The sequence below is a fragment of the Sphingopyxis sp. genome (assembly GCF_035565275.1).
In the GTDB taxonomy this organism is placed as follows: Bacteria; Pseudomonadota; Alphaproteobacteria; order Sphingomonadales; family Sphingomonadaceae; genus Sphingopyxis.
The window spans coordinates 1-25,515 of the sequence record NZ_DATMST010000006.1 but is presented as its reverse complement, the minus strand read 5'-3'; the positions used below and the strand labels follow the sequence as shown (position 1 = coordinate 25,515).

Annotated in this window: 24 protein-coding genes; 10 read left to right on the top strand and 14 right to left on the bottom strand. The window is 65.8% G+C overall.

What is annotated here, in order from left to right; translation table 11 throughout:
* Positions 1-263: 263 nt before the first annotated feature.
* Positions 264-2,555 carry an EAL domain-containing protein gene (locus tag VN047_RS00480; RefSeq protein WP_058537399.1) on the bottom strand — a complete coding sequence of 764 codons (2,292 nt, stop codon included), beginning with the start codon at positions 2,553-2,555 and terminating at the stop codon, positions 264-266.
* 114 nt (positions 2,556-2,669) lie between these two features.
* Positions 2,670-4,412, bottom strand: a complete 1,743-nt coding sequence (locus tag VN047_RS00475) for an acyl-CoA dehydrogenase (protein WP_325538944.1) — start codon at positions 4,410-4,412, stop codon at positions 2,670-2,672.
* Between the two features lie 71 nt (positions 4,413-4,483).
* Here VN047_RS00475 and VN047_RS00470 point away from each other — a divergent pair, with 71 nt between their 5' ends.
* Complete coding sequence (locus VN047_RS00470; protein ID WP_325538943.1) at positions 4,484-5,416, top strand: L-threonylcarbamoyladenylate synthase; 933 nt, start codon at positions 4,484-4,486, stop codon at positions 5,414-5,416.
* Here the strand turns inward: VN047_RS00470 and VN047_RS00465 are convergent.
* From VN047_RS00465 to VN047_RS00455, 3 genes are read right to left on the bottom strand one after another with little or no spacing between them, the layout of a single operon-like run.
* Positions 5,413-6,312, bottom strand: coding sequence for a DMT family transporter (locus tag VN047_RS00465; protein ID WP_325538942.1), 900 nt, complete (start codon positions 6,310-6,312; stop codon positions 5,413-5,415). The two genes, VN047_RS00470 and VN047_RS00465, sit on opposite strands and share 4 nt — an antisense overlap.
* A gap of 9 nt (positions 6,313-6,321) precedes the next feature.
* On the bottom strand, positions 6,322-7,101 hold the full coding sequence (locus VN047_RS00460) for an SDR family oxidoreductase (RefSeq protein WP_325538941.1): 780 nt from the start codon (positions 7,099-7,101) through the stop codon (positions 6,322-6,324).
* Between the two features lie 9 nt (positions 7,102-7,110).
* Positions 7,111-7,599, bottom strand: a complete 489-nt coding sequence (locus tag VN047_RS00455; RefSeq protein ID WP_325538940.1) for a thioredoxin family protein — start codon at positions 7,597-7,599, stop codon at positions 7,111-7,113.
* A 56-nt stretch (positions 7,600-7,655) separates the two neighbouring features.
* Between VN047_RS00455 and VN047_RS00450 the strand changes: the two genes are divergently transcribed.
* Positions 7,656-9,173, top strand: a complete 1,518-nt coding sequence (locus tag VN047_RS00450) for an acyl-CoA carboxylase subunit beta (RefSeq protein WP_325538939.1) — start codon at positions 7,656-7,658, stop codon at positions 9,171-9,173.
* Between the two features lie 9 nt (positions 9,174-9,182).
* A complete protein-coding gene (locus tag VN047_RS00445) occupies positions 9,183-9,836 on the top strand; it encodes a hypothetical protein (protein WP_325538938.1) in 654 nt (217 codons plus the stop codon).
* Here the strand turns inward: VN047_RS00445 and VN047_RS00440 are convergent, their stop codons facing one another.
* A complete protein-coding gene (locus VN047_RS00440; RefSeq protein ID WP_325538937.1) occupies positions 9,837-10,730 on the bottom strand; it encodes a LytTR family DNA-binding domain-containing protein in 894 nt (297 codons plus the stop codon).
* Between the two features lie 71 nt (positions 10,731-10,801).
* Here VN047_RS00440 and VN047_RS00435 point away from each other — a divergent pair, with 71 nt between their 5' ends.
* The 3 genes from VN047_RS00435 to VN047_RS00425 all read left to right on the top strand — a co-directional run bounded on the left by VN047_RS00435 (position 10,802) and on the right by VN047_RS00425 (position 13,305).
* Positions 10,802-11,947, top strand: a complete 1,146-nt coding sequence (locus tag VN047_RS00435) for an acyltransferase family protein (RefSeq protein ID WP_325538936.1) — start codon at positions 10,802-10,804, stop codon at positions 11,945-11,947.
* Entirely contained in the window at positions 11,944-12,141 is a 198-nt protein-coding gene (locus VN047_RS00430) for a hypothetical protein (RefSeq protein WP_325538935.1), read from the top strand. Before VN047_RS00435 ends, VN047_RS00430 begins: the two co-directional genes overlap by 4 nt.
* An 84-nt stretch (positions 12,142-12,225) precedes the next feature.
* On the top strand, positions 12,226-13,305 hold the full coding sequence (locus VN047_RS00425; protein ID WP_325538934.1) for a S41 family peptidase: 1,080 nt from the start codon (positions 12,226-12,228) through the stop codon (positions 13,303-13,305).
* Here VN047_RS00425 and VN047_RS00420 read toward each other — a convergent pair.
* A complete protein-coding gene (locus tag VN047_RS00420) occupies positions 13,302-13,718 on the bottom strand; it encodes a VOC family protein (RefSeq protein WP_325538933.1) in 417 nt (138 codons plus the stop codon). The genes VN047_RS00425 and VN047_RS00420 overlap by 4 nt on opposite strands.
* Positions 13,719-13,897: 179 nt before the next feature.
* On the opposite strand from VN047_RS00420, the gene VN047_RS00415 reads away from it, so the two are divergent.
* Positions 13,898-14,650 carry a methyltransferase gene (locus VN047_RS00415; protein WP_325538932.1) on the top strand — a complete coding sequence of 251 codons (753 nt, stop codon included), beginning with the start codon at positions 13,898-13,900 and terminating at the stop codon, positions 14,648-14,650.
* A gap of 66 nt (positions 14,651-14,716) precedes the next feature.
* Here the strand turns inward: VN047_RS00415 and VN047_RS00410 are convergent, their stop codons facing one another.
* From VN047_RS00410 to ispG, 3 genes are read right to left on the bottom strand one after another with little or no spacing between them, the layout of a single operon-like run.
* Positions 14,717-15,205 carry a GNAT family N-acetyltransferase gene (locus VN047_RS00410; RefSeq protein WP_325538931.1) on the bottom strand — a complete coding sequence of 163 codons (489 nt, stop codon included), beginning with the start codon at positions 15,203-15,205 and terminating at the stop codon, positions 14,717-14,719.
* A 7-nt stretch (positions 15,206-15,212) separates the two neighbouring features.
* Complete coding sequence (locus tag VN047_RS00405) at positions 15,213-15,863, bottom strand: RNA methyltransferase (RefSeq protein ID WP_325538930.1); 651 nt, start codon at positions 15,861-15,863, stop codon at positions 15,213-15,215.
* Complete coding sequence (ispG, locus tag VN047_RS00400; RefSeq protein WP_325538929.1) at positions 15,860-17,011, bottom strand: flavodoxin-dependent (E)-4-hydroxy-3-methylbut-2-enyl-diphosphate synthase; 1,152 nt, start codon at positions 17,009-17,011, stop codon at positions 15,860-15,862. The genes VN047_RS00405 and ispG overlap by 4 nt, the downstream gene beginning before the upstream one ends.
* Positions 17,012-17,203: 192 nt before the next feature.
* Between ispG and VN047_RS00395 the strand changes: the two genes are divergently transcribed.
* The 3 genes from VN047_RS00395 to creD all read left to right on the top strand — a co-directional run bounded on the left by VN047_RS00395 (position 17,204) and on the right by creD (position 20,579).
* Positions 17,204-17,956: a TorF family putative porin gene (locus tag VN047_RS00395; RefSeq protein WP_325538928.1), complete on the top strand. Its 753-nt coding sequence runs from the start codon at positions 17,204-17,206 to the stop codon at positions 17,954-17,956.
* A gap of 232 nt (positions 17,957-18,188) precedes the next feature.
* The gene (locus tag VN047_RS00390) at positions 18,189-18,923 is read left to right on the top strand and encodes a TorF family putative porin (protein ID WP_325538927.1); all 735 of its coding nucleotides are present in this window, start codon (positions 18,189-18,191) and stop codon (positions 18,921-18,923) included.
* A 177-nt stretch (positions 18,924-19,100) separates the two neighbouring features.
* Entirely contained in the window at positions 19,101-20,579 is a 1,479-nt protein-coding gene (creD, locus tag VN047_RS00385) for a cell envelope integrity protein CreD (RefSeq protein WP_325538926.1), read from the top strand.
* Between the two features lie 134 nt (positions 20,580-20,713).
* On the opposite strand, the gene VN047_RS00380 is transcribed toward creD, so the two are convergent.
* From VN047_RS00380 to VN047_RS00365, 4 genes are all read right to left on the bottom strand, one after another.
* Positions 20,714-21,862, bottom strand: a complete 1,149-nt coding sequence (locus VN047_RS00380) for an alpha-hydroxy acid oxidase (RefSeq protein ID WP_325538925.1) — start codon at positions 21,860-21,862, stop codon at positions 20,714-20,716.
* Between the two features lie 11 nt (positions 21,863-21,873).
* Positions 21,874-23,142, bottom strand: coding sequence for an FAD-dependent oxidoreductase (locus VN047_RS00375; protein WP_325538924.1), 1,269 nt, complete (start codon positions 23,140-23,142; stop codon positions 21,874-21,876).
* Entirely contained in the window at positions 23,132-24,796 is a 1,665-nt protein-coding gene (locus VN047_RS00370) for an amidohydrolase (protein WP_325538923.1), read from the bottom strand. Before VN047_RS00370 ends, VN047_RS00375 begins: the two co-directional genes overlap by 11 nt.
* Positions 24,793-25,515: NAD(P)-dependent oxidoreductase (locus tag VN047_RS00365; protein ID WP_325538922.1), on the bottom strand; the 723-nt coding region annotated here is incomplete at its 5' end. The genes VN047_RS00365 and VN047_RS00370, both read right to left, overlap by 4 nt.

The window sequence follows — 25,515 nt, the reverse complement described above, 5'->3', positions numbered from 1 at the left end:
AAGCGGTCATTCGGCGGCGGCCGTCATGCGGGTTTTGGACAAAAAGAAAGGGCCCCGGCGATGCCGGAGCCCCTCCTGAAACCTAATTCTGCTTAGGCCTGACCGCCAGCACTGTCCGTACCGGTGCCGCCCAGGAATTGCCAAAACCAACCCATGATAAATCTCCTGTTCGCACTGCCCACGAGGAACAGTTAACGGAGCGTATACCTTAATTAGTAAGGTAAATCGAGTCTTAACTATAAGCATTGCTGCCAGTTTGGCAGCTATGCGGTGCGGTCTTTGGGAGGCGCGGCGAGCGTTGCGGTTAGTTCGGAAAACAGTTGAGGTTTTCCAAGATGATAGCCCTGTCCGACATCGCAGCCGAGGCCGGCGAGAAGCGCCATGGTTTCGGCGTCTTCGATGCCTTCGGCGACCGCGACGGCGCCGAGGCGGTGCGCGAGATCGATCGTCGATTTGACGACTTCGAGGTTCCGCTGCGAATCGCGCATCGTCATCACGAATCGCTTGTCGATCTTGATCTCGTCGGCCTCGATCTCGGTTAGATATTCGAGGTTTGACTGGCCGGTGCCGTAATCGTCGATCGACAGGCGGATGCCGGTGCGGCGGAGCTGGGCGAGCGTCTGGCGCGCCTGGCGGCTGTTTTCGATCTGCGCGGTTTCGGTGATCTCGATCGTCAAAACCTCGGGCGGCAGGTGATGTGCGGTGAGCATGACGCGGATCGTGCCGACGAGGTCGCTGTGGTCGAGCAGGCTCGCCGACAGGTTAACCGACATGTTGATCGGAAGCCCGCGTTCGCGCAGCTGCGCGGCCGAGCGGATCGCCTGATCCATCACGAACAAGGTGAGGCGATAGATGTCCTGGCTCTTTTCGGCCTGGACGATGAACTCGTCGGGCGGGATCGGTCCGCGCGTCGGGTGCGTCCAGCGCGCGAGCGCCTCGACCCCGACGAGCTGCCGCGTCGCGATCTGATATTGCGGCTGGAAGGCGACCCAGATGTCGCCGCCGGTCAATGCGTCCTCAAGCTGCGAGTGGAAGCTCAATTGCCAGCCGGCGTCCTCTTTCTGGCGCGAAGTATATTTGGTCCACAGCGAGCGCGTGCGGATCGCGCGCTCGGCGGCGACGAGCGCCGCGGCGAGGCGCTGGGCGTTCGACCCTTCGAACTCGTCGTTGACCCCGAAGGCGATCGCGACGTCGACACGCAGCTCGCCGATCGTCAGCGGCGCGTTGAACAGCGCGGCAAGCCCCGCGAGCTGCCCTTCGATCTGGCTGTGCTGATAATAGGGGACGAGCCAGGCGAAGGTGCCGTCGAGATCGTGGTGCAGCGTCGTGCCCTGCGAGGCGAGCTGGAGGCGGCGTGTGACCTGTTCGACGAGCTTGGCGATACCGTCGCCCGGAATGAAAGCGGCGAGATCCTCGAAATTGACGACTTTCGCCGCGACGACGGTCGCGCTGCCGAACGCTGCTTGCGACCGCAGCGCCTCGAAATTCGGCAGGCCCGAGACCGGATTTTCGCGTTGTGCCGAAGCGCGGCGGCGGGTGCGCGACACGTTGGCGGCGATAGCGGCGATGAAGAAGAGCGCGGCGCCGATCCACGAGGTGACGAGCATGGTGCCGAGGAAGATCTTGCCGCCGATGAGGGTGGCCGTTGTGCCCAGGGCGATCGGAGCGAAGGCGCGTTGAAAGCGGGGGAGCAGCGCCAGTCCGATCGCCGCGACAGCGAATAGCAGCGGGGGAATCCATCCGATGTCGACAGGATTTCCGCGCTTCAGCGTTTCCGCGGCGATGACGTGAAGGAAGCCGCCGGGAATGCGATTATGCCCCGGCAGATAGAAATAATCCTGAAAGCTGGGCGCGGTCGGGGCAAAGATCACATCCTTGCCAGCCAGTTCACGCGTGCCCACCTTGCCCGAAAGCAGATCAACTGCGCTATACTCCGGGATTGTCCGGGTGTTGTAGCCGAGATCGAGGCGAAAGCTCTTCGGCGTATCGCTATGCCGGCCGGCAATGATCGCGGCAAATGTCGGAAGCAGCCGCCCTTCGGCGCGATAAGCGATCGGAGCGCTCCAGACCTGCCAGAACTCGCTTTCGATCGCGATGCTCGCCATGGGAACATCGGGGCCAAATTGCTTGCTGGGAAAGGTCGTAACTTTTTCGTCGCTGCCGGGGACCTGGCGCGTCGAGACGGCGAGCACCACGCGGTCGCCCATATTCCTGACCGCATCGACGAATAGCGGGAAGTCGCGGTCCGCCTCCCGCCGGTCGAAATAGAAATCGATCAGGAGGCGCTTGGCGCCGGCCCGGTTCGCGGCGTCGACCACGTTTGCATATTGCGTCATCGAAAAGTTGCGGTTGGGCGATTGCGCCATTGTACGCTCGTCGAGCGCGACCACAACGACCTGCCCGGTAACCGCGCGATTGGCGAGACGGCCGACGACCGCGTCGAGCACCCGGTCGGCGATTTCGCCAGCCGACGAAATGCCCACCGCCAGCGTGATGAGCAGCGACAGTGCGATGGTTCGCCAGCTGATGATCAGACTTTTGACCGGGATGGGCACGCACGTCTCCAGCAATTGCCGGCCGTGCCTAGTCCCAGATGGTTATCATCGCGTTAATTATGAATGAAATCCTGCGCCGCGCGCCGGAGCATCAGGCGCAGGATTCCAGGTGTTTCAGGCGATCATGGGCAGCGGCTCCAGCGCCGCGTCGCCGGCGAGCGCCGAGGCGGCGAGGCCGGTCGCCGCAGGGACGATCTGTTCGAGGTAGAAGCGTGTCGAGACGATCTTCGCTTCGAGGAAGGCACGGTCGCCATTGCCCTCTTCGAGCGCAGCGCGCGCGGCTCTGTGCTGGATCGCCATCAGCCATCCGCACGTCGCCGTCGCGAGCATCGTGAGATAGGGATAGCTGCCCGCGAGCCGGTCGCCGGTGTTCGCGCCGACCATCCAGTCGGTGACCGCGCGGCAGGCGTCGACGAGCTGCTGGAGCTCGGGGAAATCGGCGGCGCCGTGTGCGATATCGTCGATGAGGCCGCGGACAAGATCGCCCCCCGCCATGCCGAGCTTGCGCCCGACGAGATCGGCGGCCTGGATGCCGTTGGTGCCTTCGTAGATCGGGGCGATGCGCGCGTCGCGATAATGCTGCGCGGCGCCGGTTTCCTCGATGAAGCCCATGCCGCCGTGCACCTGCACGCCGAGGCTCGCGACCTCGCAACCGATGTCGGTCGCGTGCGCCTTGACCAGCGGGATGAGGATGTCGGCGCGCATCGCGGCGGCCTCGTCGCCCAGCTTGCCGAAGTCGATCTGCGCCGCGGCATAATAGGTCAGCGCGCGCGCGGCCTCGGTCTGCGCACGCATCCGCCACAGCATGCGGCGGACGTCGGGGTGCCGGTCGATCGTCACGGGATTGCGGTCGGGCGACCCCGCGAGCGCCGACTGGACGCGTTCGGCGGCGAAACGCTGCGCCTGCTGCGTCGCGCGCTCGCCGATCTGGATGCCCTGACAGCCGATCATCAGGCGCGCATTGTTCATCATCACGAACATCGCGCGCATGCCGCCCATTTCGTCGCCGACGATCTCGCCAAGGCAATCCTCGTCCTCGCCATAGACCATGACAGCGGTCGGCGAGCCGTGGATGCCGAGCTTGTGCTCGATCGAGGCGCAATGGACGCCGTTCGAGTGCGCGGGCTTGCCGTCGGCATCGAGGCGATATTTGGGGACGAGGAAGAGCGAGATGCCGCGCGTCCCCTCGGGCGCTCCCGGCGTGCGCGCGAGGACGAGGTGGACGATATTGTCGGTGAGGTCATGCTCGCCGAAAGTGATGAAGATCTTCTGCCCCTTGATCTTGTAGAGGCCGGCATGCTCGCCCTCGGTGACCTTTTCGGCGGTCGAGCGCAGCGCGCCGACGTCGCTGCCCGCGGCGGGTTCGGTCAGGTTCATCGTGCCGTTCCACTCGCCGGTGATCAGCTTCGGCAGCCAGGTCTGGCGCTGCTCCTCGGTGCCATAGGCCATCAGCGCGTGGATCGCGCCGGGGGTGAGGATGCTGCACAGCGAGAAGCCCATGTTCGCGCTGCCGAGCGCCTCGATCACGACGGTCGCGAGGGTGAAGGGCAGGTCCTGTCCGCCATATTCGCCGGGGCCGTCGATGCTGCCCCAGCCGGCCTCGACGAACTGCCTGTACGCGTCCCTGAAGCCCGGGGGCATGGTGACCTTGCCATTGTCCCACTTGGGGTTGGCCGTGTCGCCGACGCGGTTGAGCGGCGCGTAAACGTCGGCGGCGAACTCGCCGATGCCGGTGACGATCGCCTCGACCATGTCGGGGGTCGCGGCGGCGAATTTGTCGTGGGCGGCCATCGCATCGACGCGCGCGATATGATTGAGGACGAAAAGCTGTTCGGTGGTGGGCGGCGTGTAAGACATGAAAGCCGACTTTCCTGGTGAATATCGTTGCGCGGGCGCTATAGCGCGGCATGGCCGACGGTCAAACGCGCATGACAACCGATATCCGCCCTTTCGGGCCGGAGGCAATGGCGCGCGCCGGGGGGCTGATCGGGGAGGGGCAACCGGTCGCGGTGCCGACCGAGACGGTCTATGGCCTCGCCGCCGACGCGCGCAATGCGGAGGCGGTCGCGCGCATCTATGCAGCAAAAGGCCGGCCCGATTTCAATCCGCTGATCGTGCATGTGCCGGACCTGACGGCGGCCGAGCGGCTGGGCGTGTTCGGTGCGGTCGAGCGCAAGCTTGCGGCACATTTCTGGCCGGGGCCGCTGACTTTGGTGGTGCCACGTACGTCCGATTGTCCCGTGGCGAGCATCGCCACGGCGGGGCTCGATACGATCGCTCTCCGCGTACCGGGACACCGCGCGATGCAGGCTTTGCTGGCGGAAACGGGGGCGCCGCTGGCTGCCCCGAGCGCCAACGCGAGCGGCGGGGTGAGCCCGACGAAGGCAAGCCATGTGCTCGCCAGCCTCGATGGCCGTATCGCGCTGGTGATCGACGACGGGCCGACGACGGCGGGCGTGGAATCGACCATCGCACGTGCGAAGGACGGAGTGATCGAGGTGCTGCGGCCGGGGCCGGTGACCGCGGAGATGCTGGGTGAAGCAAGCGGGCTGGCGGTGACCGGCGTCGAAGGTTCGGAGATCGTCGCGCCGGGGATGCTCGCGAGCCATTATGCGCCGGGCAAGCCGGTGCGGCTCGGCGCGACCGGGTTTGCGGACGATGAGTATGGGATCGGCTTTGGCGCGGTTGCGGGCGATTATGATCTGAGCGTCGCGGGCGATCTGACCGAGGCGGCGGCGCATCTTTTCGATGCGCTGCATGCCGGGGCGGCAAGTGCCAAGCTGAGGATCGCGGTGGCGGCGATCCCGTTCGACGGGCTCGGCGCGGCGATCAACGACCGGCTGGCGCGCGCGGCGGTTTAGGCAGCCGCCGGCTCGATCGGGTCGCCGTGCGGCGCCTTGCGCGCGACGATCAGGCAGGCCGCGACGATCAGGCACGCGCCCGCGAGCGTAGGCAGCGTCACCGGCTCGCCGTAGAAATACCAGCCGAACAGCATCGCCCAGAGGAAGCCGGTATATTCGGTGGTTGCGAGGATCTGCGTCTCGGCGCGTGCATAGGCCCAGCTGAGCAGCAGGAGCGATGTCGTCGCAAGGACCGCGGCGCCGACGATGTGCGGCGCGTGGGCGGCATCGGGCACCGCGAGGAACCACGGCGCGCCAAGCGCTAGGATCGCGGCGACGAAGAAATTCTGGAAGAAGGCGATCTCCATCGGTTCGGCCATCTTCGCCTGCCGCCGCGCGAGGATGAGGTTGTAGGCATAGAAGATCGCCGAGAGGAACACCGCGCCGACCGCGAGCAGCGCCTCGTCCGAATAATCGCCGCCGAGCTTCCCCGCGACGATCACGATCACCCCCGCGAGCCCGAGGGCCGACGCTGCGATCGAGCGCGGGCCGATCTTCTCGCCGAGGAAGATCGCCGCCATGTAGAGCGCCATCAGCGGCGCGACGAAGGCGAGCGCGATCGCCTCCGCCATCGGCAGTCGCGCGAGCGCCCAGAAGAAGCTGAGTGCCATCCCCGCGACGAACAGCGAACGCCACGCGTGAATCTGCATCGTCGCCTTGCCCGGCCATTCGGGGCGGCTCGCGAACCAGAGCAGGCCGGCGATGAGCGCGCCGGTCCCGGTACGCCAGAGCACCGCGTTATATGCGCCGATGCCGATCGACAGCCCCTTCATCAGCACGTCCATCGCCGAAAAGGTCGCAATGCCCGCGCATGCGATCAGGAAGGGGACGACGGGAGAGGGCGAATCGGGGCGCATGAAGGCGCCTTAGCGGAACGTCGCCTGTCCCGCGCCGTCGATGTTGAGCTTCTGCCCCGAGCAATAGGGGTTCGCGTCGCTGACGAACCACACGACTGCTGCCGCGACGTCGGCGGGGACGGGGACGCGGCCAAAGGGCATTCGGGTATCGAGATGGTGGATGTCGTCGTTGCCCGTGACCGCGCGCGACAGTTTTTCGCCCATGTCGCTGACGGTGAGTGCGGGGGCGACGATGTTGACGCGGACGCCGTTGCGAAGTTCCTCCTTGGCGAGGGTCAGAGCGAGCGCTTCGCCGGCCGCCTTTGCCATCGTGTAGGGCGCGCCGTTCGGCGCGTTCGCACAGGTCGCGATACTCGAGATGACGATGATGTCGCTGCGCGCATGCGTGCGGAGCTGCGGCAGCGCGAGGCGCGACAGGCGATGCGGGCCGGCGGCGTGGACCGCGAAGAGCTTGTCGACCTCCCCGGGCGTCGTGTCTGCCACGGACAGCCCGCGGCTCGCGATGCCGGCGTTGTTGATCAGGATCGACATGGGGCCGAACTCTGCCTCGACCGCCGCGACCATCGCGGCGCACGCCGCTTCGTCGGTGACCGAGGCCTGATAGGCCTTCGCGTTGCGGCCCAGGGCACGAATGGCGGCGACGGTCTCGGCGGCCGCCTCTTCGCCGCGCGTATAATTCACCGCGACGTCGGCGCCCGCTTCGGCAAGCCCGATCGCGATCCCGCGCCCGATGCCGCGCGAGGCGCCGGTGACGAGCGCGACGCGCCCGGCAAGGTTCATCCCGGTCATGCTCTCTCCCTATTGCATCAGTTCATTATAGATGTCGTCGTCGCTGCGGCTTGCGGCGTTGCGCCATTTGGGGGCGGCCTTGCGGTTGAGGACATTGCCGTCGGCATCGAGGATCGCCACCGTCGGCGTGCCCTTGATCCGGAAGCCGAAACGTTTCGCAACCTCGGGATTGCGGCCCCAGCCCTTCACATGCGGCATGCCGATGTCGGCATGGACGATCTCGTAGCGCGCGCGGACTGGCGCGAAGCGGTCGGTGACGAGGATGTTGGCGAGCCAGGCGCTGTCGTGGCAACCCCCGGTGCCCATCACGAGCAGCACGGGCTTGCCCGACTGTTTCGCGCGCGCCAGCGCAGCATCGATCGCGGGCATCGGATCGGCGACGAAGGCGTCGCTCCTGTATGGATTTTCGACCCCCGGGATCGTGCGCGTCTCGCTGGCCGCAGCCGGTGCGAATGCGAGCAGGGCGGCGGCGAGGGCGAAGGCAGGTTTGTGCATCATGCACCGACGATAGGTTTTGCATGACGTTTCCGTCAACGTCAGTTAGCCTCGCATCCATGAGCTGGAAAAACGAGATCGACGAGCTTGGCCGGCGCCGCGCGATGGCCGAGAAGATGGGCGGCGAGGAAAAGGTCGCGCGCCAGCACAGCCGCGGCAAGATGGATGCGCGGGCGCGGCTGAACGCCATCGTTGACGAAGGCAGTTTTCGCGAGATCGGCAAGATCGCGGGGCGCGGGAAATATGGTGCGGACGGTGAGCTCGAAGACCTTGCTGCGAGCAATTTCGTTTTCGGCCGCGCCAATATCGAGGGCCGGCCGGTGGTCGCTTCGGCCGACGATTTCACCGTGCGCGGCGGCGCGGCCGATGCGGCGCTGCACAGGAAGTTCGTCCAGTGCGAGGCGATGGCGCACGAATATCGCCTGCCGCTGATCCGCATGATCGACGGCACCGGCGGCGGCGGGTCGGTCAAGACGCTCGAGGATATGGGCTATACCTATATCCCGCACGTTCCGGGCTGGGGCGAGATTATCGCGAACCTCGACACGGTGCCGGTGGTCGCGCTGGCGCTGGGGCCGACCGCCGGGCTTGGCGCGGCGCGCGTGGTTGCGAGCCATTACAGCATCATGGTGCGCGGGTTGTCGCAGCTGTTCGCGGCGGGTCCGGCGGTCGCGGCGGCGATCGGCGACACGCTCGACCGCGAGGAATTGGGCGGCAGCGACGTGCATACGCGCAACGGCGTCGTCGATGACGAGGTCGCGAGCGAGGCCGAGGCGTTCGCGGCGGCGCGGCGATTCCTGTCCTATTTGCCGTCGTCGATCCATGACCGGGCGCCGCGCACCGCGTGCAGCGATCCGGTCGACCGGCGCGAAGAGGCCTTGCTGTCGGTCGTCCCGCGCGAGGCGAAGCAGGTCTATTCGATGCGGCGTATCGCGGGCGCGGTATTCGATCAGGGCAGCTTCTTCGAAATGGGCGCGCGCTGGGGGCGCGCGGTAATGACGGCGTTTGCGCGGCTCGACGGATATCCGGTCGCGGTGCTCGCGAGCGATCCCAGCTACCTTGGCGGATCGTGGGATGCGAAGACGAGCGAGAAGGCCGAGCGTTTCGTGAAGCTTGCCGACCAGTTCCGGTTGCCGATCGTGCATCTCGTCGACAACCCCGGCTTCATGATCGGCGGCGAGGCCGAGCGGACCGGGACGATCCGTTACGGCGTGCAAGCGATGAACGCGATCTATCGCGCGACGGTGCCGCTCGCGAGCGTGGTGGTACGGCGTGCCTATGGCATCGCGGGGAGCGCGATGTCGAACGCCGAGCGCTTCCAGTACCGCTTCGCCTGGCCGTCGGGCGACTGGGGCAGCCTGCCGATCGAGGGCGGGGTCGAAGTCGCGTACAAGAGCGAGCTCGAGGCGGCCGACGATCCGGCGGCGCATCTGGAGGCGATCCGCGAAAGGCTGAACCGCGTGCGCTCGCCGTTCCGCACCGCCGAGAAATTCGGGGTCGAGGACATCATCGACCCGCGCGACACGCGCCCGCTCCTGTGCGAATTTGCCGAACTGGCGTGGCGGGTGCTCGCATAGGAGGTGAACATGAGGCGGATGCTGCTGGTCGCACTCGGATTTTGCGCCGTGTCGGTGCCGGCCGCATCGCATGCCGCGCAGCCGGATAGCGGATCATGCGACCATGATCGCGCGGCGATGTTGCGGCTCGATCGAAACACGTTCGATCAGGACGACAATCTCGGATGGCGAAAGCTGGGCAACCGCGCCGAATGTCGTACTGCGGCGGCGGATCTGATCGCGCTGTATATCGAAGCGCATCGTGAGGAATTGGCGCGCGTATGGCAGATACCCTCGTTCAAATGGCATGAAGCGACGACGCGTGCGTTCGCGGGCGATACGCCGCGCGCAATCGGGCTGATGCATCAATCGCTCAAGCCCGAGGTCGGCCCCGAGGCGTTCGAGGGATGGACCGCCTATGCGCTGCCGTGGAATGACTATGTGAAGGCGACGATCGCCTTTCTGAAGCGCGACGCGGATGGCCTGGCCAAGGCGCGCGAGCGGCTTGCGGCATCGCCGGTTCCCGGCAATTTTTCGAAAAACGACATATCTGCGGCGACCGGAATCGCGGCGAGCTGGCCGCCCAATCTGGGTGTGGTCGACGGATTGATCGCCTGTTTTGACCGGCCTTATCTTGAAGCCTATGGCAGCGTCGAATGCCGCGAGGCGGGCAAGCGGCGATAGTCAGCCGGTTTCGAGATTCCCTCGAAACCGGCGGCTGCCGCGCAAGGTTTCGCCGCTTTCCATCTCGACGTCGAAATCGCCGCTCTTGTGGGTGACGACGCGGCGCACCGCGTCGCGGCGGACGAGGCGGCTGCGGTGGATGCGCGCGAAGCCCGCGCTCATCAGTTCCTCCTCGATCCCCGTCATGGTCGCGCGGTGGAGCAGGCGCTGGCCGCGCCATGCGATCTCGACATAATTTCCTGCCGCCGCGACATGCTCGATCTCGGCGATCGGCAGATGATGGGTGATCGATCCATCGCCGACCGCGAGCGTTGCCGGCGCGGGCTTTTCGGCGGGCGGGGCGGCGTAGCGTGCGACGAGCCACTGGACGAGGAAGAGGATGAAGATCAGTTCGGCGTAGGTCGAAACATCCTTGCGGAATTCGTAGAGGACGGGGTCGCCCTCGGGCGAGCCGAAATGATAGCTTCCCCCCGTGAGCCACCATGCCGCGGTGCGAAAGGCGACCATCAGCGCGATGTGTCCGAGCGAGACGGGGATGACGAGCAGCGCGTGGATCAGGACGGTCGCCGGCAGGCCAAAGCGCGGCGGCCGGATCGTGCGCACGGTGAACCAGCAGGGAACAAGCATGATCACCCATGCGGCGAGGGCGGTGCCTTCGAGCATCCATGCGGTGGACGCGGCGACCTCAACCCCCGTGCCGTGCCGGTCGGCGATATAGGAATAGACGTTTGCGGTGATGCGAACGATCCCGAACAGCAGCATCGCGCCGAGCAGCAGTGCGGTCAGGGTCCGCGCGGTCATGCCGCCCGTCCCCGCTGTGCCGCCGCTCGTCCCTGTGCCTTGATCGTCCGTCACATCGGCCCCGCTGCTCGTCCCGCCGGGATCGCCCGCCATCCGCGCTTTCGATTAGCCGCAGCGAGACCGCCCGGCAAAGCAGATTCGGGCCGCCAAAGGAGATTGGGCAAATGAAGGCGACACGGCATTATGGCATGGACTGGCTGCGCATCGGTGCTTTCGCGCTGCTGATCCTCTATCATATCGGCATGTATTTCGTGCCGTGGGGCTGGCATGTGAAGATCGCCCAGCCGATGGACTGGGTCCAGATCCCGATGGTGGCGACGAACAGCTGGCGGCTGCCGCTGCTGTTCCTCGTGTCGGGATATGCCAGTGCGGCGCTGTTCGCGAAGCTCGGCGGGGCGGGGGCGTTCATGCGCTCGCGCAGCGCCCGGCTGCTGATCCCGCTCGTCTTCGGCATGATCGTGATCATTCCGGTGCAGCCGTGGATCGAACTGGTGACGCAGCACGGCTATGCCCATGGCTTCGCCCATTTCTGGCTTCATGACTATTTCCGCTTCGGGACGCTCGAGGGCATCGTGCTGCCGACATGGCAGCATCTGTGGTTCGTCGTCTATCTGTTCGTCTATACGGCGCTTGCTGCCGTGCTGCTGGCGATCCTGCCCGCGGCGGCGCGCGCGCGGATCGCCGACGCGGCGGCACGGCTGCTTGGCGGGTGGGGGATGCTCGCCGTGCCCTTTGCGGTGTGGCTGGTCATCCTGTTCGCCTTTCCCGGGCACCGCGATACGCATGCGCTGTTCGACGACGGGCCGGCGCATCTCCATTTCCTTGTCCCCTTCTTCATCGGCTGGCTGCTGCGCGTAAGGCCGGTGCTGTTCGATGCGGTCGCACGCTGCTGGCCGGTCGCGGCGGGGCTCGCGGTGGCGGCCTACGCCTGGATCGTCTGGGCGATGTGGATGGCGCCGGGGGAAGGACCGCCGCCGTCGGGGATCGTGACGCCCTTCATGGTCGTGCGGCTGATACAGGGCTGGGCGTCGATCATTGCGCTGGTCGGGATCGCCGACCGTTATGCGAACCGCGACCATCCCCGGCGCGCGATGCTCGCCGAGGCGGTGTTCCCCTTTTACATCGTCCACCAGACGATCATCGTCGTCATCGGCTGGTATCTGCTGCAAGAGCGTGTCTCTGCGCTGCCGTCTTTCCTGATCCTGATCGCCGTGACGGTGACCGGCTGCTGGCTTTTCTATGCGATCGGGCGCAGCATCGGCTGGCTGCGGCCGTTGATCGGGCTGCAACGCAGGGGAGAGCGGGCATGAGTGCAGTGAAGGGGATTCTGGCGATCATCGGCGTGGCGATGATCCTCGTCGGCGGGCTGTGGGCCTTGCAGGGGCTCGACATCATACGCTGGCCGGCGAGCAGTTTCATGCTGGGCGATACGACATGGACGCGCAATGGCGTGGTGCTGGCGGTAGCGGGGATTTTCCTTGTCTGGTTTGCGCGAAAGCGTTGAATCGCCATAACGACTACAAATGTAGTTGATCTGTGTTGTGGGCATGATACACCCTCGGTCACAACGGCCGGACTGGAGGCAGAAATGATTCGTTCCTTGCAGCTTTTACCTGCGATACTGCTTGCGGCATCGACTGTCGCAGCGCCCCCGGCGGTCGCTGCGGACGAGGTCGCTGCCAACAGCGTCGCCGAAAAATATGCCGCGCTGCTCGAACGCGACTATGTCTATCCCGAAACCGGCAAGCGCTACGCCGCCGCGATCCGCGCGGCGATCGCCTCCGGCCGCTACACCATGCTGACCGGCGAGGCGCTGGGTGCGGCGATCGATGCCGATGTGGCCGCGGTGGCGCCCGACGGGCATTTGCGCGTGCGGATTCCCGAAGGCGCGGCAAAGCCGGGCGAGGCCGCGCCGACGCGCTATCCGCCGCGCGTGCCGATCGAGCAGCCGGGGTGGATCGCACCCGGCATCGCCTTCGTGCGCTTCAATATCTTTCCCGACGACGCGGCCGTCACCGCGGCCGCGGAGAAGTTCATGGCCGACCATGCGGACGCAAAGGCGATTATCTTCGACATCCGTACCCACGGTGGCGGCGGGCTCGACCAGATGGACGTGATCTTTCCCTGGCTGTTCGCCGAGCCGACGCGGCTCGTAACGATGGCGACGCGCGCGTCGGTCGACGCCGAGGGCGGGTCGCCGATCGACGGCATCGCCTCGCTGCGCACGGTGAAGGGCGACGCGGGTATGGTCGCGCGCGAACATTGGGTGACGCCGAACGCCGACCCGCGGCTGCGCGATGCCAAAATCTATGTGCTGACATCGGGCGGCACCGCGTCGGCGGCCGAGCATTTCTCGCTCGCGATGAAGCACACGGGGCGCGGCACGCTGGTCGGTGCGCCGACTGCGGGCGCCAATCATTTCGGTCGCGGCGAGGAGCTGGGCGGCGGTTACGGCGCCTTCATCCCCGTCGGGCGCACCTACGATCCCGCGACCGGCAAGGATTGGGAAGGCGACGGCATCGCGCCAGACATTGCGGTCGCGCCCGCCGAGGCGCTGCTGCGCGTGCTGACCGATCTCGGGATTGAGCCGGACGAGGCCGAACGCCTGTCCGAGGCGCATATGCCGAGCCGCCCGATGGAACGGCGGAAGCCCCGGCCCGCGCGCTAGGCCTTGCGCAGATAGGGAAGATTGTCGCGAAAGGCGGCCTCGATATTGTTGCCGTCGGGGTCGAGCAGGAAGGCGCCATAATAGCCCATGGCCCCTTCGCGCGGGCCGGGCGCGCCATGATCCTTGCCGCCGGCGGCGACGCCTGCCGCGTGGAACGCATGTACCGCGTCTTTCGACGGCGCGATCAGCGCGACGTGCATCTGGTTGATCCCGGCGCGCGACCCCTCGATCCAGTAGCTGGGGCGAGGGGTGCCGATCCACAGATAGGGGATCGGTTCTTCCTTGCTCTTGCCCAGCAGGAAGGATTGGGGGCTGTTGTCGACGGTGACAAGGCCAAGCGGCGCCGCAATTGCATCATAAAAGGCGCGCGCGAGCGCAAGGTCGGTAACGACGATTCCGCTATGGTCGATCATGGGCCGGAAAACGCGGCGTCGGTACGCATCGTTCCGCCGTTCGTCGGTTCATCGGCATCCTTGCTGTGTTGATCGAATAATACGCATCGCTTTTGCGACGCTACCCTATCCTCTCCGCTGCATCCGATCGTACGGCTGGCGGCGTCCAGTCGATGTCCATTTGCATCGAGGGGGCCATCATGCCGAAATCCGCTTTTTCACGCCGCAGAATGCATTTCCTTGCGGGGTTCGGCCTCGCGCTCGCCGGCGCGGTCCTGCTGCCTTCGGCGCCCGCGCTGGCCGAGATGATGGGCACCGCCAAGCCGGGCCGCCCCGCCGCGGACATCGCGCAGGATGCGGCGCGCAAACCCGGGATGATGCTGCGCTTCGCGAATATCAAGCCGGGCCAGCGCGTCATCGAGATCCTGCCCGGCGAGGGTTATTTCACCCGGGTCCTGTCGGCGGCGGTCGGTGCCCGCGGCACCGTCGTCGCGGTCGTCCCGCGTGACTCCGATGCGCTTCGCAAGCTTGCGCGCGAACCCGGCCGGGCCAATGTGAAGCTGCAGATCGGCGCGCTCGCCGACCTCGCGCGCGCAGGACCCGCCGACGTCGTCTGGACCTCGCGCAACTATCATGATTTCAAGGGGGACAAGGCGCCCGCGGAGCTTGCCGACGCGGTCAACCGGGCCGCCTTCGCAGCGCTGAAACCCGGCGGCGTCTATTTCGTGCTCGACCATAGCGCGGCAGCAGGGTCGGGGCTGCGCGATGTCGGCAGCCTGCACCGCATCGACGCCGAGGCGGTGAAGGCCGAGGTGCTGGCCGCGGGCTTCGTGCTCGACGGCGAAAGCGACCTGCTCGCGAACTCCGGTGACGACCGGACGAAACCGGTGTTCGATCCCGAAGTGCAGGGCAAGACCGACCAGTTCGTGCTGCGGTTCAAGAAACCGAAGTGACTTCGCGTCCTCCCGCTTGCGGGAGGGGCAGGGGAGGGTCCGACCTTGCAGGACCCTCCCTGTCTTTTAGCGATCAGCGGTCGCCGCGAGGCCGGTCAGCGCCGCGCCATCGACGCGCATCACGGTCCATTCGTCCATCAGCTTCGCGCCGAGGCTCTGGTAAAAGCCGATCGACGGCGTGTTCCAGTCGAGCACCCACCATTCGAGGCGCGCGCAGTCGCGTTCGACGCAGAGCTTCGCGAGGTGCGCGAGCAGCGCCTTGCCGAGCCCCGACCCACGCGCTTCGGGGCGGACGAACAGATCCTCGAGATAGATGCCAGGCTTGCCTTCGAAGGTCGAGAAATTGTGGAAGAAGAGCGCAAAGCCCTGCGCCTGCCCGTCGATCTCGCCGATCAGGACTTCGGCATAGGGGCGCGGGCCGAACAGCTTTTCGCCCAGCTTCGTCTCGTCGAAGCGGACTTCGTGCGCGAGCTTTTCATAGTCGGCGAGGTCGCGGATGAACTGCGCGATGAGCGGCAGGTCGACGGGGGTGGCGGGACGGATCGAGAGGGTCATGGCGGTATCAAATATCGTCAGCAGGCCGCACCGGGACGCGCTTGTTTCGCTTCAAATATCGGCTTTGATACTCACGACGCTGTTTTGTCACCTCATACAAAACAATCCCGGAAGACGTGCCGAGATTCAGGCTCTCGATCATACCGAACATGGGAATGCTGATGCACATCGAGCTGCGCTCGACTGCGAGATCGCTGATACCGCGAGCCTCATTTCCAAACCACACCGCCAGCTTGGCATGTTCGGTATAATCGACTTCGTGCAAAAGTTCGTTCCGCTTGCCTTTTATGTGGGGCGAGGTGACGATCGACACGAAGCTGTTCTTCTCCAGGTGGGCAAGGCAATCTTCCGTACTGTCGAACCGCTTGACGAAGCTCCACTTGATTGCGGACACCGAGGTTTTGGAAATGGGTTTGGCTTCGCGCATTTCCTGCCAGTCATCGGGCAGCGATTTACGCGAGTCGACCACATAGACCTTCTCCACGCCCAAAGCATTCACGTTGCGAACAACGGTGCCGATATTCCTGATTTCGTCGGGATTCTCGATGACGACAATCAGGTTCTTGCAACGATAGGCCTTGATCGCGTCGGCACGCTGGCGCGCGGAGCTCTTGGGCTTTGGGGTGTCGGCCGATTCCGGTTCCATCGTGACGCTCACGCCGCCTTGCCGTGGAGCGTGTCCATGCTCACCGAACTGCCCGCGTCGATCTCGGCCGCTTTCGCTTCGACCAGCCTGACGATGTGGCTGATCATGTCGGCATCCTCGACATGATGGTCGGTGACCCCGGACAGGAAGACCATATGCTTGCCGTTGCCGCCGCCGGTGATGCCGATGTCGGTTTCGCGTGCCTCGCCGGGGCCGTTGACGACGCAGCCGAGGACCGAAAGCGACATCGGGGTCTTGATGTGCTGGAGCGCCTCTTCGAGCGCCTGCACGGTACGGATGACGTCGAAGCCCTGCCGCGCGCAGCTGGGGCATGACACGACGCGGACGCCGCGGGTGCGCAGGCCGAGGGATTTCAGGATTTCGTACCCGACGCGGATTTCCTCTTCGGGTTCGGCCGAGAGGCTGACGCGGATCGTGTCGCCGATGCCGGCCCAGAGGAGGTTGCCGATGCCGAGCGCCGATTTGACGGTGCCGCCGATCAGGCCGCCGGCCTCGGTGATGCCGAGGTGAAGCGGGCAGTCGACGGCGTCGGCGAGCTGCGCATAGGCGGCGACCGCGAGGAAGACGTCGCTGGCCTTCACCGCGACCTTGTATTCGTGGAAGTCGTGGTCCTGCAGCAGCTTGATATGATCGAGCGCGCTTTCGACGAGCGCCTCGGGGCAGGGCTCGCCATATTTTTCGAGCAGGTCCTTCTCGAGGCTGCCCGCGTTGACGCCGATGCGGATCGCACAGCCGTTGGCCTTTGCGGCGCGGACGACTTCGCCGACGCGTTCGGACGAGCCGATGTTTCCGGGGTTGATGCGCAGGCACGCGGCGCCGGCGTCGGCGGCTTCCAATGCACGCCTATAGTGGAAGTGGATGTCGGCGATGATCGGGATGCGCGATGCGCGCACGATCTGGCCGAGCGCGGCGGTCGATTCGGTGTCGGGGCAAGACACACGGATCAGGTCGGCGCCCGCATCCTCGCAGCGGCGAATCTGGTCGATCGTTGCCGCGGCGTCGCTGGTCAGCGTGTTGGTCATCGTCTGCACGCTGATCGGCGCGCCGCCGCCGACGGGGACGGCGCCGACCATGATCTGGCGGCTCGTGCGCCGTGCGATGTCGCGCCAGGGGCGCAGGCCGGGGTTGTGATCGCTCATGATGATCGGGCTCGACTGAAGGGAGATATGTGCCGCTCTTTAGCCGCGCCGGAGCCGCTTGGCAAAGCCAGGCATGCGGCGCGCGGGTTGTGGCGGGAAAGCCGCCGCCCTATGCTGGATGAATATCCCGCTTCATTCCGCTCGCGCGTCGTCACGACCGGCAATTTCGGCAAAGCATGTAGAGAGTTATCGATGAGGTTTTTCAACAGGGCCTGCATGGGCGCGCTGTTCGCGGCGGCAGCCGTTTCGACCCCGGCTTTCGCGCAGGACGAAGATGTGACCGGGGTCGGCAGCCCGGTCTCGCTGTCGGGCGGCATTTCGGTGGTCAGCGATTACCGTTTTCGGGGCATCTCGCTGTCGGATGAAGAAATCGCGCTGCAGCCGACGCTGACGCTCAGCCACGAAAGCGGTTTTTACGCGGGCATCTGGGGGTCGACGATGCCCGACCGACCGCTTTCCGGAAAGTTCGAACTCGACCTCTACGGCGGCTATACGACCGGGATCGCGTCGGGCACCTCGGTCGATGTCGGGATGATCTATTATACCTATCCGGGTAACCGCGACTGGGCGGGGTCCGCCGACTATGTCGAGTTCATCGGCAAGCTGTCGCACGACATCGGACCGCTCTCGGCAACGGGTACCGTGGCCTATGCTCCCGACCAGAAGTCGCAGGGCGACAGCTGGTATTATAATCTGGGCGTCTCGTCGGGCATCCCGAACACCCCGGTGACGCTGCGCGCGGGGGTCGGCTATTCCGATGGCTCGCTCGCGCTGACCGCGCCTGCCGGCAATTATTTCGACTGGTCGGTGGGTGCGTCCTATGTCGTCGGCCCGGCGACGCTGTCGGCGCGTTATGTCGACACCGATATCAGGAAGACCGGCGTCAAGGCGATCGACACGCTTTACGATCCCACGGTCGTATTTACACTCGGCGTTTCGTTCTGATCCTGCGCGAACAAGTTTGCGTAATATAATTTCTCACCAAGAATATAATTCGTAATCAACTGTTGCACGAAAGCCGCATCGCGCCGTTTTAACACGGCGGGTGCGGTTTTTTATTGTGCGCCGCACCAATCTGGTGAACATCGACACCACGCACGGCGGGACCAGACCCGAACCGAGGCAGGCCAGCCGTGCGGCAGGCAGGGACGATCCATCAACTAACAGGGATCTGTCCATGAAAACTCTCGTACGCGCGTGCATTGGCGCGCTTGTCGCCGCGACGGCGATTTCCACCACCCCCGCTTTTGCCCAGGAAGAAGAGGCCGGAGATGGTATCACCATCACCGGCAGCGCCACGGTCGTCAGCGATTACCGTTTCCGCGGCTTCAGCCAGTCGAACGAAGAGGCCGCGATTCAGGGGGGCTTCACCATCGGCCACGACAGCGGCCTTTACGTCGGCACATGGGGGTCGAGCATCGGGTTCAACAACGGCACCGAGATCGACGTCTTTGCGGGCTATGCCAGGGAAGTCGTTCCGGGCCTGACCGCCGATATCGGCGCCACGGTCTATCTTTATCCCGGCGTCGACAACACGACCGTCATCGAACCCTATCTGGCCGTTTCCGGAGACCTTGGCCCCGCATCGGTCAAGACCGGCATCGCATGGGCGCCCGGCGGGCAGAATTCGCTGGGCGATGCCAGCGGCGTCTATATCTACACCGATGCCGGGGTCCAGATTCCCGACACGCCCGTAAAGCTGAAGGGCCATATCGGCTTTTCGAAGAGCGACAGCTTTCTCGGCGGCCTCGATGGCGAGGTTATCGATTACTCGGTCGGGGTCGATTTCAGCTGGAAAATGCTTACGCTCGGCGTCGCCTATATCAACACCGATGCTCCGAAGTTCGGCGGCTACAAGGAGTCGGTCGGCGCAGACGGCGCGGTGGTCTTTTCGCTCGGCGCGTCTTTCTGACGCCGGGCCGGGGGCGGTCTCAGGGGGAGGCCGCCCCCCATCACATCGCTATCGGAACGAAGGCGGCCCGAAAGGCCGCCTTTTCGATGCCCCGTCGCTTTGCCGCAAGGCGCTTGACCATGTCGGCGAACCGTGCAATTTCATCGACGAGTTGAAGAAGACGGAGAGTGATCCCCCATGCCTCAAGCTCCCCAATCCCCTCAAAGCGTTTCGGTTCCCCCCGTTCCTCCGGCGCGCGGCGAGCGCAGCCCCGGGGTCAAACTGGTTGTCGCGGTGCTGATCGCGGTCGCGCTGATGGTCCCTCTCCTGATGATCTACGGCCTGCTATGGGACCGCCAGCAGCAGGCCGAAACCGCGCAGGCCTCGATCGGGCAGGGCTGGGGCGGCCAGCAGACGATCGCCGGACCGGTGATCGTCATCCCCTATCGCGCGACCGAAACGACGACGGTGCAGGAAAATGGCAAGGATGTGACGCGGACGGTGAATATGATCCGCAACCTCTACCTCTCGCCGCAGACGAACAGGGCCGACGTCGTCATCAAGCCCGAGAAGCGGAAGAAGGCGATTTACGAAACGGTCGTCTATGAAAGCCAGATCGCGGGGCATGCCGAGTTCGTGCTGCCCGCCGATATCGCGCGGTACGGCGTCAGCCGCGAAGCGCTGATGCTCGACCGCGCCGAAGTGCGGCTCGGGATCAGCGACGCGCGCGGACTGGTCGATGGCAACAGTCTGACCGTCGACGGCACCCCGCTCGCGCTGCAGCCGGGCAAGGGACTGCTCTCGACCGGCAATTCGGGCACCTTCGCCTTCGTCGACTGGAGCGCCGCGGCGCCGATGAAGGTCGATTACAGGATCGGCGTGCGCGGGCTCGGCGATTTCAGGCTGATCCCGCGCGGGGTCGACACGCGCTGGACGGTCAGGTCGAGCTGGCCAAATCCGAGCTTCGGCGGCGACTTCCTGCCCGCGAAGCGCGAGGTGAAGGGAAGCGGCTTCACGGCCTCCTATGCTATCCCGAATCTCGCGCTGGGGCAGGCGCAGGTGCTCACCGGCGATCTGTCGCCCCCGGTCACGACCAATTATGGCCGGCGCGACTCCTATAGCGATGTGCCGGTCGAGGTTGCCGTGGCGGCCGCCGACGCCGCAGGCGAAGCGTCGGGCGGGACTGCCAAAGCCGTCGCGATCAGCCTGATCGAACCCGTCGACCTCTACAGCCAAGTCGATCGCAGCATCAAATATGGCTTCCTGTTCATCGGTTTCACCTTCGTCGCCTTTCTGATGTTCGACATCATCGCGGGCGCGCGCGTGGCGCCGGCCGAATATCTGCTCACGGGCATCGCGCTGGTGCTGTTCTTCGTGCTGCTGCTGGCGTTTGCGGAGGTGATCGGGTTCATGCCCGCCTATATGGTCGCGTCGGCGGCGATTATCGGGTTGCTGACCTTTTACAGCGCGGCGGTGCTCAAGAGCTGGAAGCGCGCGCGTTTCCTCGCGGCGATGCTGATCGGGCTTTATGCTCTGCTCTACACGCTGCTCAACCTCGAAGCCTATGCGCTGCTCATCGGGTCGGTGCTGATGTTCTTCGCCCTTGCCGGGGTGATGTACATGACGCGCAACATCGACTGGGGCGGGATCGGCAAGAAGGAAGAGGTTGTCGCCTGATCCTTAAATCCTCCCTGTCGCGAAGCGATGGGGAGGTGGCAGCCCGCAGGGCTGACGGAGGGGCTGCGAGGTTGCGGCCCCTCCACCGCCTTCGGCGGTCCCCCTCCCCACGACTGCGTCGCAGGGAGGATTTCTTACCGCCAGCGCAAATTGTGGGGGCCGAGATCCGCGAGGGTCTTGGCCCCCATCAATTTCATGCCCCTTTCCATCTCGGCGCGGAGCAGCGCGATCGCGCGCGCGACGCCATCCTCGCCCGCCGCCGCGAGTGCGTAGAGATAGAGGCGACCGCCCGAGCAGGCCTTGGCGCCGACCGACAAGGCTTTCAGCACATGCGTCCCGCGCGTGATGCCGCCGTCGCAGATCACCTCGACCCGGTCGCCCACGGCATCCACGATCTCGGCGAGCGCGTCGAAGGGCGAGATGCTGCCGTCGAGCTGGCGCCCGCCATGATTCGACACCATGATCGCGGTCGCGCCGATGTCGGCGGCGCGCTTCGCATCCTCGACCGCGACGATGCCTTTCAAACAGAATGGGCCGTCCCATTTCTTGCGGATCGCCTCGGCGCGTTTCCAGTCGAGGCTCTGGTCGAGCATCGAGGTGAAATATTCGGCGACCGACTTGGGGACGCTCGATCCCTCGGAAACGTGAGTCGCGAGGTTGGGAAGGCTGAATTTTTCACGGCAAACATAGTTGAGACCCCAGCCTGGCTTGGCGGCGTAGCTCAGCATGTTCGACGCGGTGAAACGCGGCGGCGAGGTGAAGCCCGAACGCAGGCAGCGTTCGCGGTTGCCGCCGACGATCGTGTCGACCGTGAGCGCTACGGCGTCGAACTTCGCGTCGCGCGCGGCGTCGAGCATCGCCTGGTTGAGGCCCTCGTCGTGGTGGACATAGAGCTGGAACAGCTTCGGGCCATCGGTGAGCGCGCCGGCTTCGGCGAGGCTGATCGTCGCAAGGCTGGAGATGCCCGCGACCGTGCCGGCGTTCGCGGCGGCGCGCAGGACCGCGCGCTCGCCTTGCCAGTGAAAGAGCCGCTGGAGCGCGGTCGGCGAGAGAAAGAGCGGCATTGCCATCTCGCGCCCGAACAGCGTCGTCTTCATGTCGACGTTTTCGACGCCGGCGAGGACGCGCGGGATGAGGTCGCAATCGTCGAACGCGGCACGGTTGCGGCGGCGCGTGACCTCGTCGTCGGCGGCGCCGTCGATATAGTCGAACACCGGCCAGGGCAGGCGGCGCTTCGCAAGCGCGCGGAAGTCGTCGATATTATGGCAGTCGGTGAGTTTCATGCTTGCCCCGATCAGAAAACGGTCCGCGCCGCGACCGTGCCCTTGGTCGCGAAGCTGAAGCGCGGTTCGACCGCGAGGTTCGCGTCGAGGATATGCGCGGCGACGCGCTTGCCGACCGCGGGGCCGTTCTTGAAGCCGTGCCCCGATCCGCCGCCGACGAGCCACACATGCTGCTGTCCCGGAAAACGGTCGATCAGATAATCGCCGTTCGAGCTGTTCTCGTACTGGCAGACGCGCCCGCCGAGCAGCGGCGCCGATGCGAGGCCGGGGAAGCGGCGCTGCATGTAGGTGCGTGCCTCGGCGATCCCCGCGGGGCTCAGCTGGCGTTCCATCGTGTCGGGATCGACCGTCGGGCCATGGACGTCGATCGCGATCTTGAACCCCGCGCCTTCGAGATCGGGGATGCCATAGACGATGCGGCCGTTGTTGAAATCGGCCCACACCGGCAGTTCGGGCGGGGCGAAGCGCGTGTCGCCCTGCGGCGCGCCGAAATGATAGACCTCCTGCCGCGTTGCGACGATCCTGTTCATCAGTTGCTGCGGAAACAGCTCGGCGATCCACGGGCCCGCGGCATAGACGAGATGGTCCGCGGTGCCGCCGTCGGGCAGCGTGTGGAGCTTCGTCTTTTTCGAAAAAAGCGGCGCGGGCATGACGACGCGCTCGACCTCGATCTGCGCATCGGCGATCAGTTCCTGCACGCCGCGCGCGGCGATCAGTGCGCCTGCTTCGGTCTCGAGGATGCCGGTCTCGCCCTGATAAAACTGGATCTGGCGATATTTGTTCTGGAGCCAGCTGACGTCGCCATGCTCGTGCCCGACGCGGTTCGCCTGCAGCCAGGCGAGCGATTGCGCGGTGTAGGCGTCGCCCTGCGGCGCGAACCAGAGCACGCCGGTGTTGTGGAAGATCGGTGCGCTCGCGCTGTCGGAGAGGTCTTTCCAATACTTGAGCGAATCGCGCGCCATCTCCGAATAGATGGTGTCGGCGCCGTAACCCATGCGGATGACGCGGCTTTCGCCACCCGACGACGCGCGCGCATTGCCCGCGCCATAGGCGTCGAACAGCCGGACCGACTTGCCCGCACGGAGCAGATGCCATGCGGTCCATGCCCCGAACACACCCGCGCCGATGATCGCGACATCGACATGCTGGACCCTGGGTTTGGCGGGCTTGCGCTTCTTCGAGCGGCGTTCCTTGCGCTCGGCCGCCGCCGCGCTCGCCACGACCGGCAGCGCGGCGAGGCCGGTCAGCAGCGCGCGACGGGTCGGCGTGTCAGCGGCCAACGGTCGCGCCCTCGTTCTTCTTGTAATAGCGATAGCCGCCGATCCACGTTTCGAGCGGGGTCATGCGGCGAATCTCGTCCGGACTCGCCATCATCGGATCGGCGTCGACGATCAGGAAGTCGGCGCGCATCCCGGGCATCAGCGTGCCGATGCGATCCTCGGCGAAACCGGCGAAAGCGGCGGTGCGCGTGAAACCGTCGAGCGCGGTTTCTCGGCTGACGGCTTCTTCGGGGCGCCAGCCGCCGAAGGGCTCGCCCCTGGCGTCGGTGCGCGAGATCGCGGCGGCGATGCCGGGAAAGGGGTTGGCGCTTTCGACGGGGACGTCGGAACCAAAAGCAAGCCGCGCGCCTGCATTTTCAAGGCTGCGCCACGCATAGGCGCCCTTGAGGCGGTCGGGGCCGAGCCGCGCTTCGGCCATCGCGCGGTCCGAGGGCTGGTGGATCGGCTGCATCGAGGCGATGACCTTGAGCGTCGCGAAGCGCGGGATGTCGACGGGGTCGATGATCTGCGCATGCTCGATCCGCCAGCGGCGTTCGCCGGGGAGGTCGGCGGTGAGATCGGTGATCGCGTCGAGCGCCTCGGCGTTCGCGGCGTCGCCGATCGCGTGGATCGCGACCTGGAACTTGTCCATCGACGCGCGCACCATCTTGTTGCGAAGCTGCGCGGGGGTAAGGAGGGGCAGGCCCTTTTGCCCCGGCGCGTCGCTGTACGGCGCCTTCAGCCACGCGCCGCGCGAGCCGAGGGCCCCGTCGAGATAGAGCTTCACCCCGATCATGCGAAGGCGATCATCGTAGAGCCAAGGGGTGGGCTCGCCCCCGGCGATCAGCGCCATATTGTCGATGTCGCCGCCATAGCTCAGAATCCGCACCGCGAGCTGTTTCTTGTCGCCGGCGCGGCGATACGCCTGCCAGTCGGCGATGCTGGTCCCCATGTCGGCGATCGCGGTGATCCCCTGTTCGAGCAGTTTCTGCTGCGCGAGATACAGCGCGCGGTCGAGGTCGCGGGCGAGCGGCCGGGGCTTGGCGCTGTCGACGAGGCTCATTGCGGCATCGACGAAGACGCCGCTCGGCTTGCCGCTCTCCATCTCGATGCGGCCGCCTTCGGGCGATTTGCTCGCGGGGGTGATCTTCGCGGCGGTCATCGCCGCCGTGTTCGCCCAACCGGCGTGGCCGTCGACGCGTTCGAGCCAGACGGGGCGGTTCGGCACCGCGGCGTCGAGGTCGGCGGCGGTCGGAAAACGGCCGAGGCCCCATTTTTCCTGATTCCAGCCCGATCCGATGATCCACGGCATTTCGGGATTCTCGGCGGCATATTTGCGGATCGCCGCCTGCGCTTCGGCAAGGCTGTTGGTGCCACTGAGGTCGAGCAGCATGAGCTGGAAGCCCAGACCCATGACATGGCCGTGCGCGTCGATCAGGCCGGGGATCAGGGTCTTGCCCTGGCCGTCCTGTTTGAAGTCGGGGCGTTCGGGGCGCTTGTCCTTGCGGTCGAGCAGCTGCTTCACCTTGCCCTGGGTATCGATCACGAGGCCGGTGAAGCGGACGAGCTTGCCGTCCTTGTCGAGCGTGATGCCGTTGACGTTATCGACGAGCGTGTCGGCGTGCGCGGGGGCGGCGAGGGCCAGCGCGAGGGCCGTCAGGATCAGGCGCTTCACTTGGGCAACCTCGTCACGAGCGAGCTGGTGTCCTTTCGTCCGCCGCCGGCCTTTTGCACATCGGCGTAGAATTGGTCGACGAGGCTGGCGACCGGCAGCGTCGCGCCGTTGACACGGGCTTCGTCGAGCGCGAGGCCGAGGTCCTTGCGCATCCAGTCGACCGCGAAGCCGAAGTCGAACTCGTCCTTCGCCATCGTCCCCCAGCGGTTGAGCATCTGCCAGCTCGCCGCGGCGCCGCCCGAGACGGCTTCGAATACCTTGTCGGTGTCGAGCTTCGAAGCCTGCGCGAAGCGCAGGGCTTCGGACAGGCCCTGAATGACGCCGGCGATCGCGATCTGGTTGACCATTTTCGTCGTCTGCCCCGCTCCGGGGCCGCCGATATGCACCATGCGCGCGGCATAGGCCTGCATCACGGGTTCGGCGGCGTCGAAGGCCGCTTTCGTCCCGCCGCACATGATCGAGAGCGTACCGTTCTGCGCGCCGGCTTCGCCGCCCGACACGGGGGCGTCGAGGCAGAGCAGGCCGAGCCCGTCGGCCTCGACCGAAAGCTGGCGTGCGATGCGCGCGGAAACGGTGGTGTGGTCGACGAACAGCGCGCCCTTCTTCATCGCGGTGAACGCGCCGTCGCGGCCGAGCGTCACCTGCGCGAGATCGTCGTCGTTGCCGACGCAGGCGAGGACGACATCGGCGCCCGCTGCCGCCTCGGCGGGGGTTGCTGC

Excerpts from the sequence above, each read along its gene's own strand:
- VN047_RS00475 (WP_325538944.1), bottom strand. The coding sequence starts at position 4,412 with ATGTCTTACACGCCGCCCACCACCGAACAGCTTTTCGTCCTCAATCAT.
- VN047_RS00470 (WP_325538943.1), top strand. The coding sequence starts at position 4,484 with ATGACAACCGATATCCGCCCTTTCGGGCCGGAGGCAATGGCGCGCGCC.
- VN047_RS00465 (WP_325538942.1), bottom strand. The coding sequence starts at position 6,312 with ATGCGCCCCGATTCGCCCTCTCCCGTCGTCCCCTTCCTGATCGCATGC.
- VN047_RS00460 (WP_325538941.1), bottom strand. The coding sequence starts at position 7,101 with ATGACCGGGATGAACCTTGCCGGGCGCGTCGCGCTCGTCACCGGCGCC.
- VN047_RS00455 (WP_325538940.1), bottom strand. The coding sequence starts at position 7,599 with ATGATGCACAAACCTGCCTTCGCCCTCGCCGCCGCCCTGCTCGCATTC.
- VN047_RS00450 (WP_325538939.1), top strand. The coding sequence starts at position 7,656 with ATGAGCTGGAAAAACGAGATCGACGAGCTTGGCCGGCGCCGCGCGATG.
- VN047_RS00445 (WP_325538938.1), top strand. The coding sequence starts at position 9,183 with ATGAGGCGGATGCTGCTGGTCGCACTCGGATTTTGCGCCGTGTCGGTG.
- VN047_RS00440 (WP_325538937.1), bottom strand. The coding sequence starts at position 10,730 with ATGGCGGGCGATCCCGGCGGGACGAGCAGCGGGGCCGATGTGACGGAC.
- VN047_RS00435 (WP_325538936.1), top strand. The coding sequence starts at position 10,802 with ATGAAGGCGACACGGCATTATGGCATGGACTGGCTGCGCATCGGTGCT.
- VN047_RS00430 (WP_325538935.1), top strand. The coding sequence starts at position 11,944 with ATGAGTGCAGTGAAGGGGATTCTGGCGATCATCGGCGTGGCGATGATC.
- VN047_RS00425 (WP_325538934.1), top strand. The coding sequence starts at position 12,226 with ATGATTCGTTCCTTGCAGCTTTTACCTGCGATACTGCTTGCGGCATCG.
- VN047_RS00420 (WP_325538933.1), bottom strand. The coding sequence starts at position 13,718 with ATGATCGACCATAGCGGAATCGTCGTTACCGACCTTGCGCTCGCGCGC.
- VN047_RS00415 (WP_325538932.1), top strand. The coding sequence starts at position 13,898 with ATGCCGAAATCCGCTTTTTCACGCCGCAGAATGCATTTCCTTGCGGGG.
- VN047_RS00410 (WP_325538931.1), bottom strand. The coding sequence starts at position 15,205 with ATGACCCTCTCGATCCGTCCCGCCACCCCCGTCGACCTGCCGCTCATC.
- ispG (WP_325538929.1), bottom strand. The coding sequence starts at position 17,011 with ATGAGCGATCACAACCCCGGCCTGCGCCCCTGGCGCGACATCGCACGG.
- VN047_RS00395 (WP_325538928.1), top strand. The coding sequence starts at position 17,204 with ATGAGGTTTTTCAACAGGGCCTGCATGGGCGCGCTGTTCGCGGCGGCA.
- VN047_RS00390 (WP_325538927.1), top strand. The coding sequence starts at position 18,189 with ATGAAAACTCTCGTACGCGCGTGCATTGGCGCGCTTGTCGCCGCGACG.
- creD (WP_325538926.1), top strand. The coding sequence starts at position 19,101 with ATGCCTCAAGCTCCCCAATCCCCTCAAAGCGTTTCGGTTCCCCCCGTT.
- VN047_RS00380 (WP_325538925.1), bottom strand. The coding sequence starts at position 21,862 with ATGAAACTCACCGACTGCCATAATATCGACGACTTCCGCGCGCTTGCG.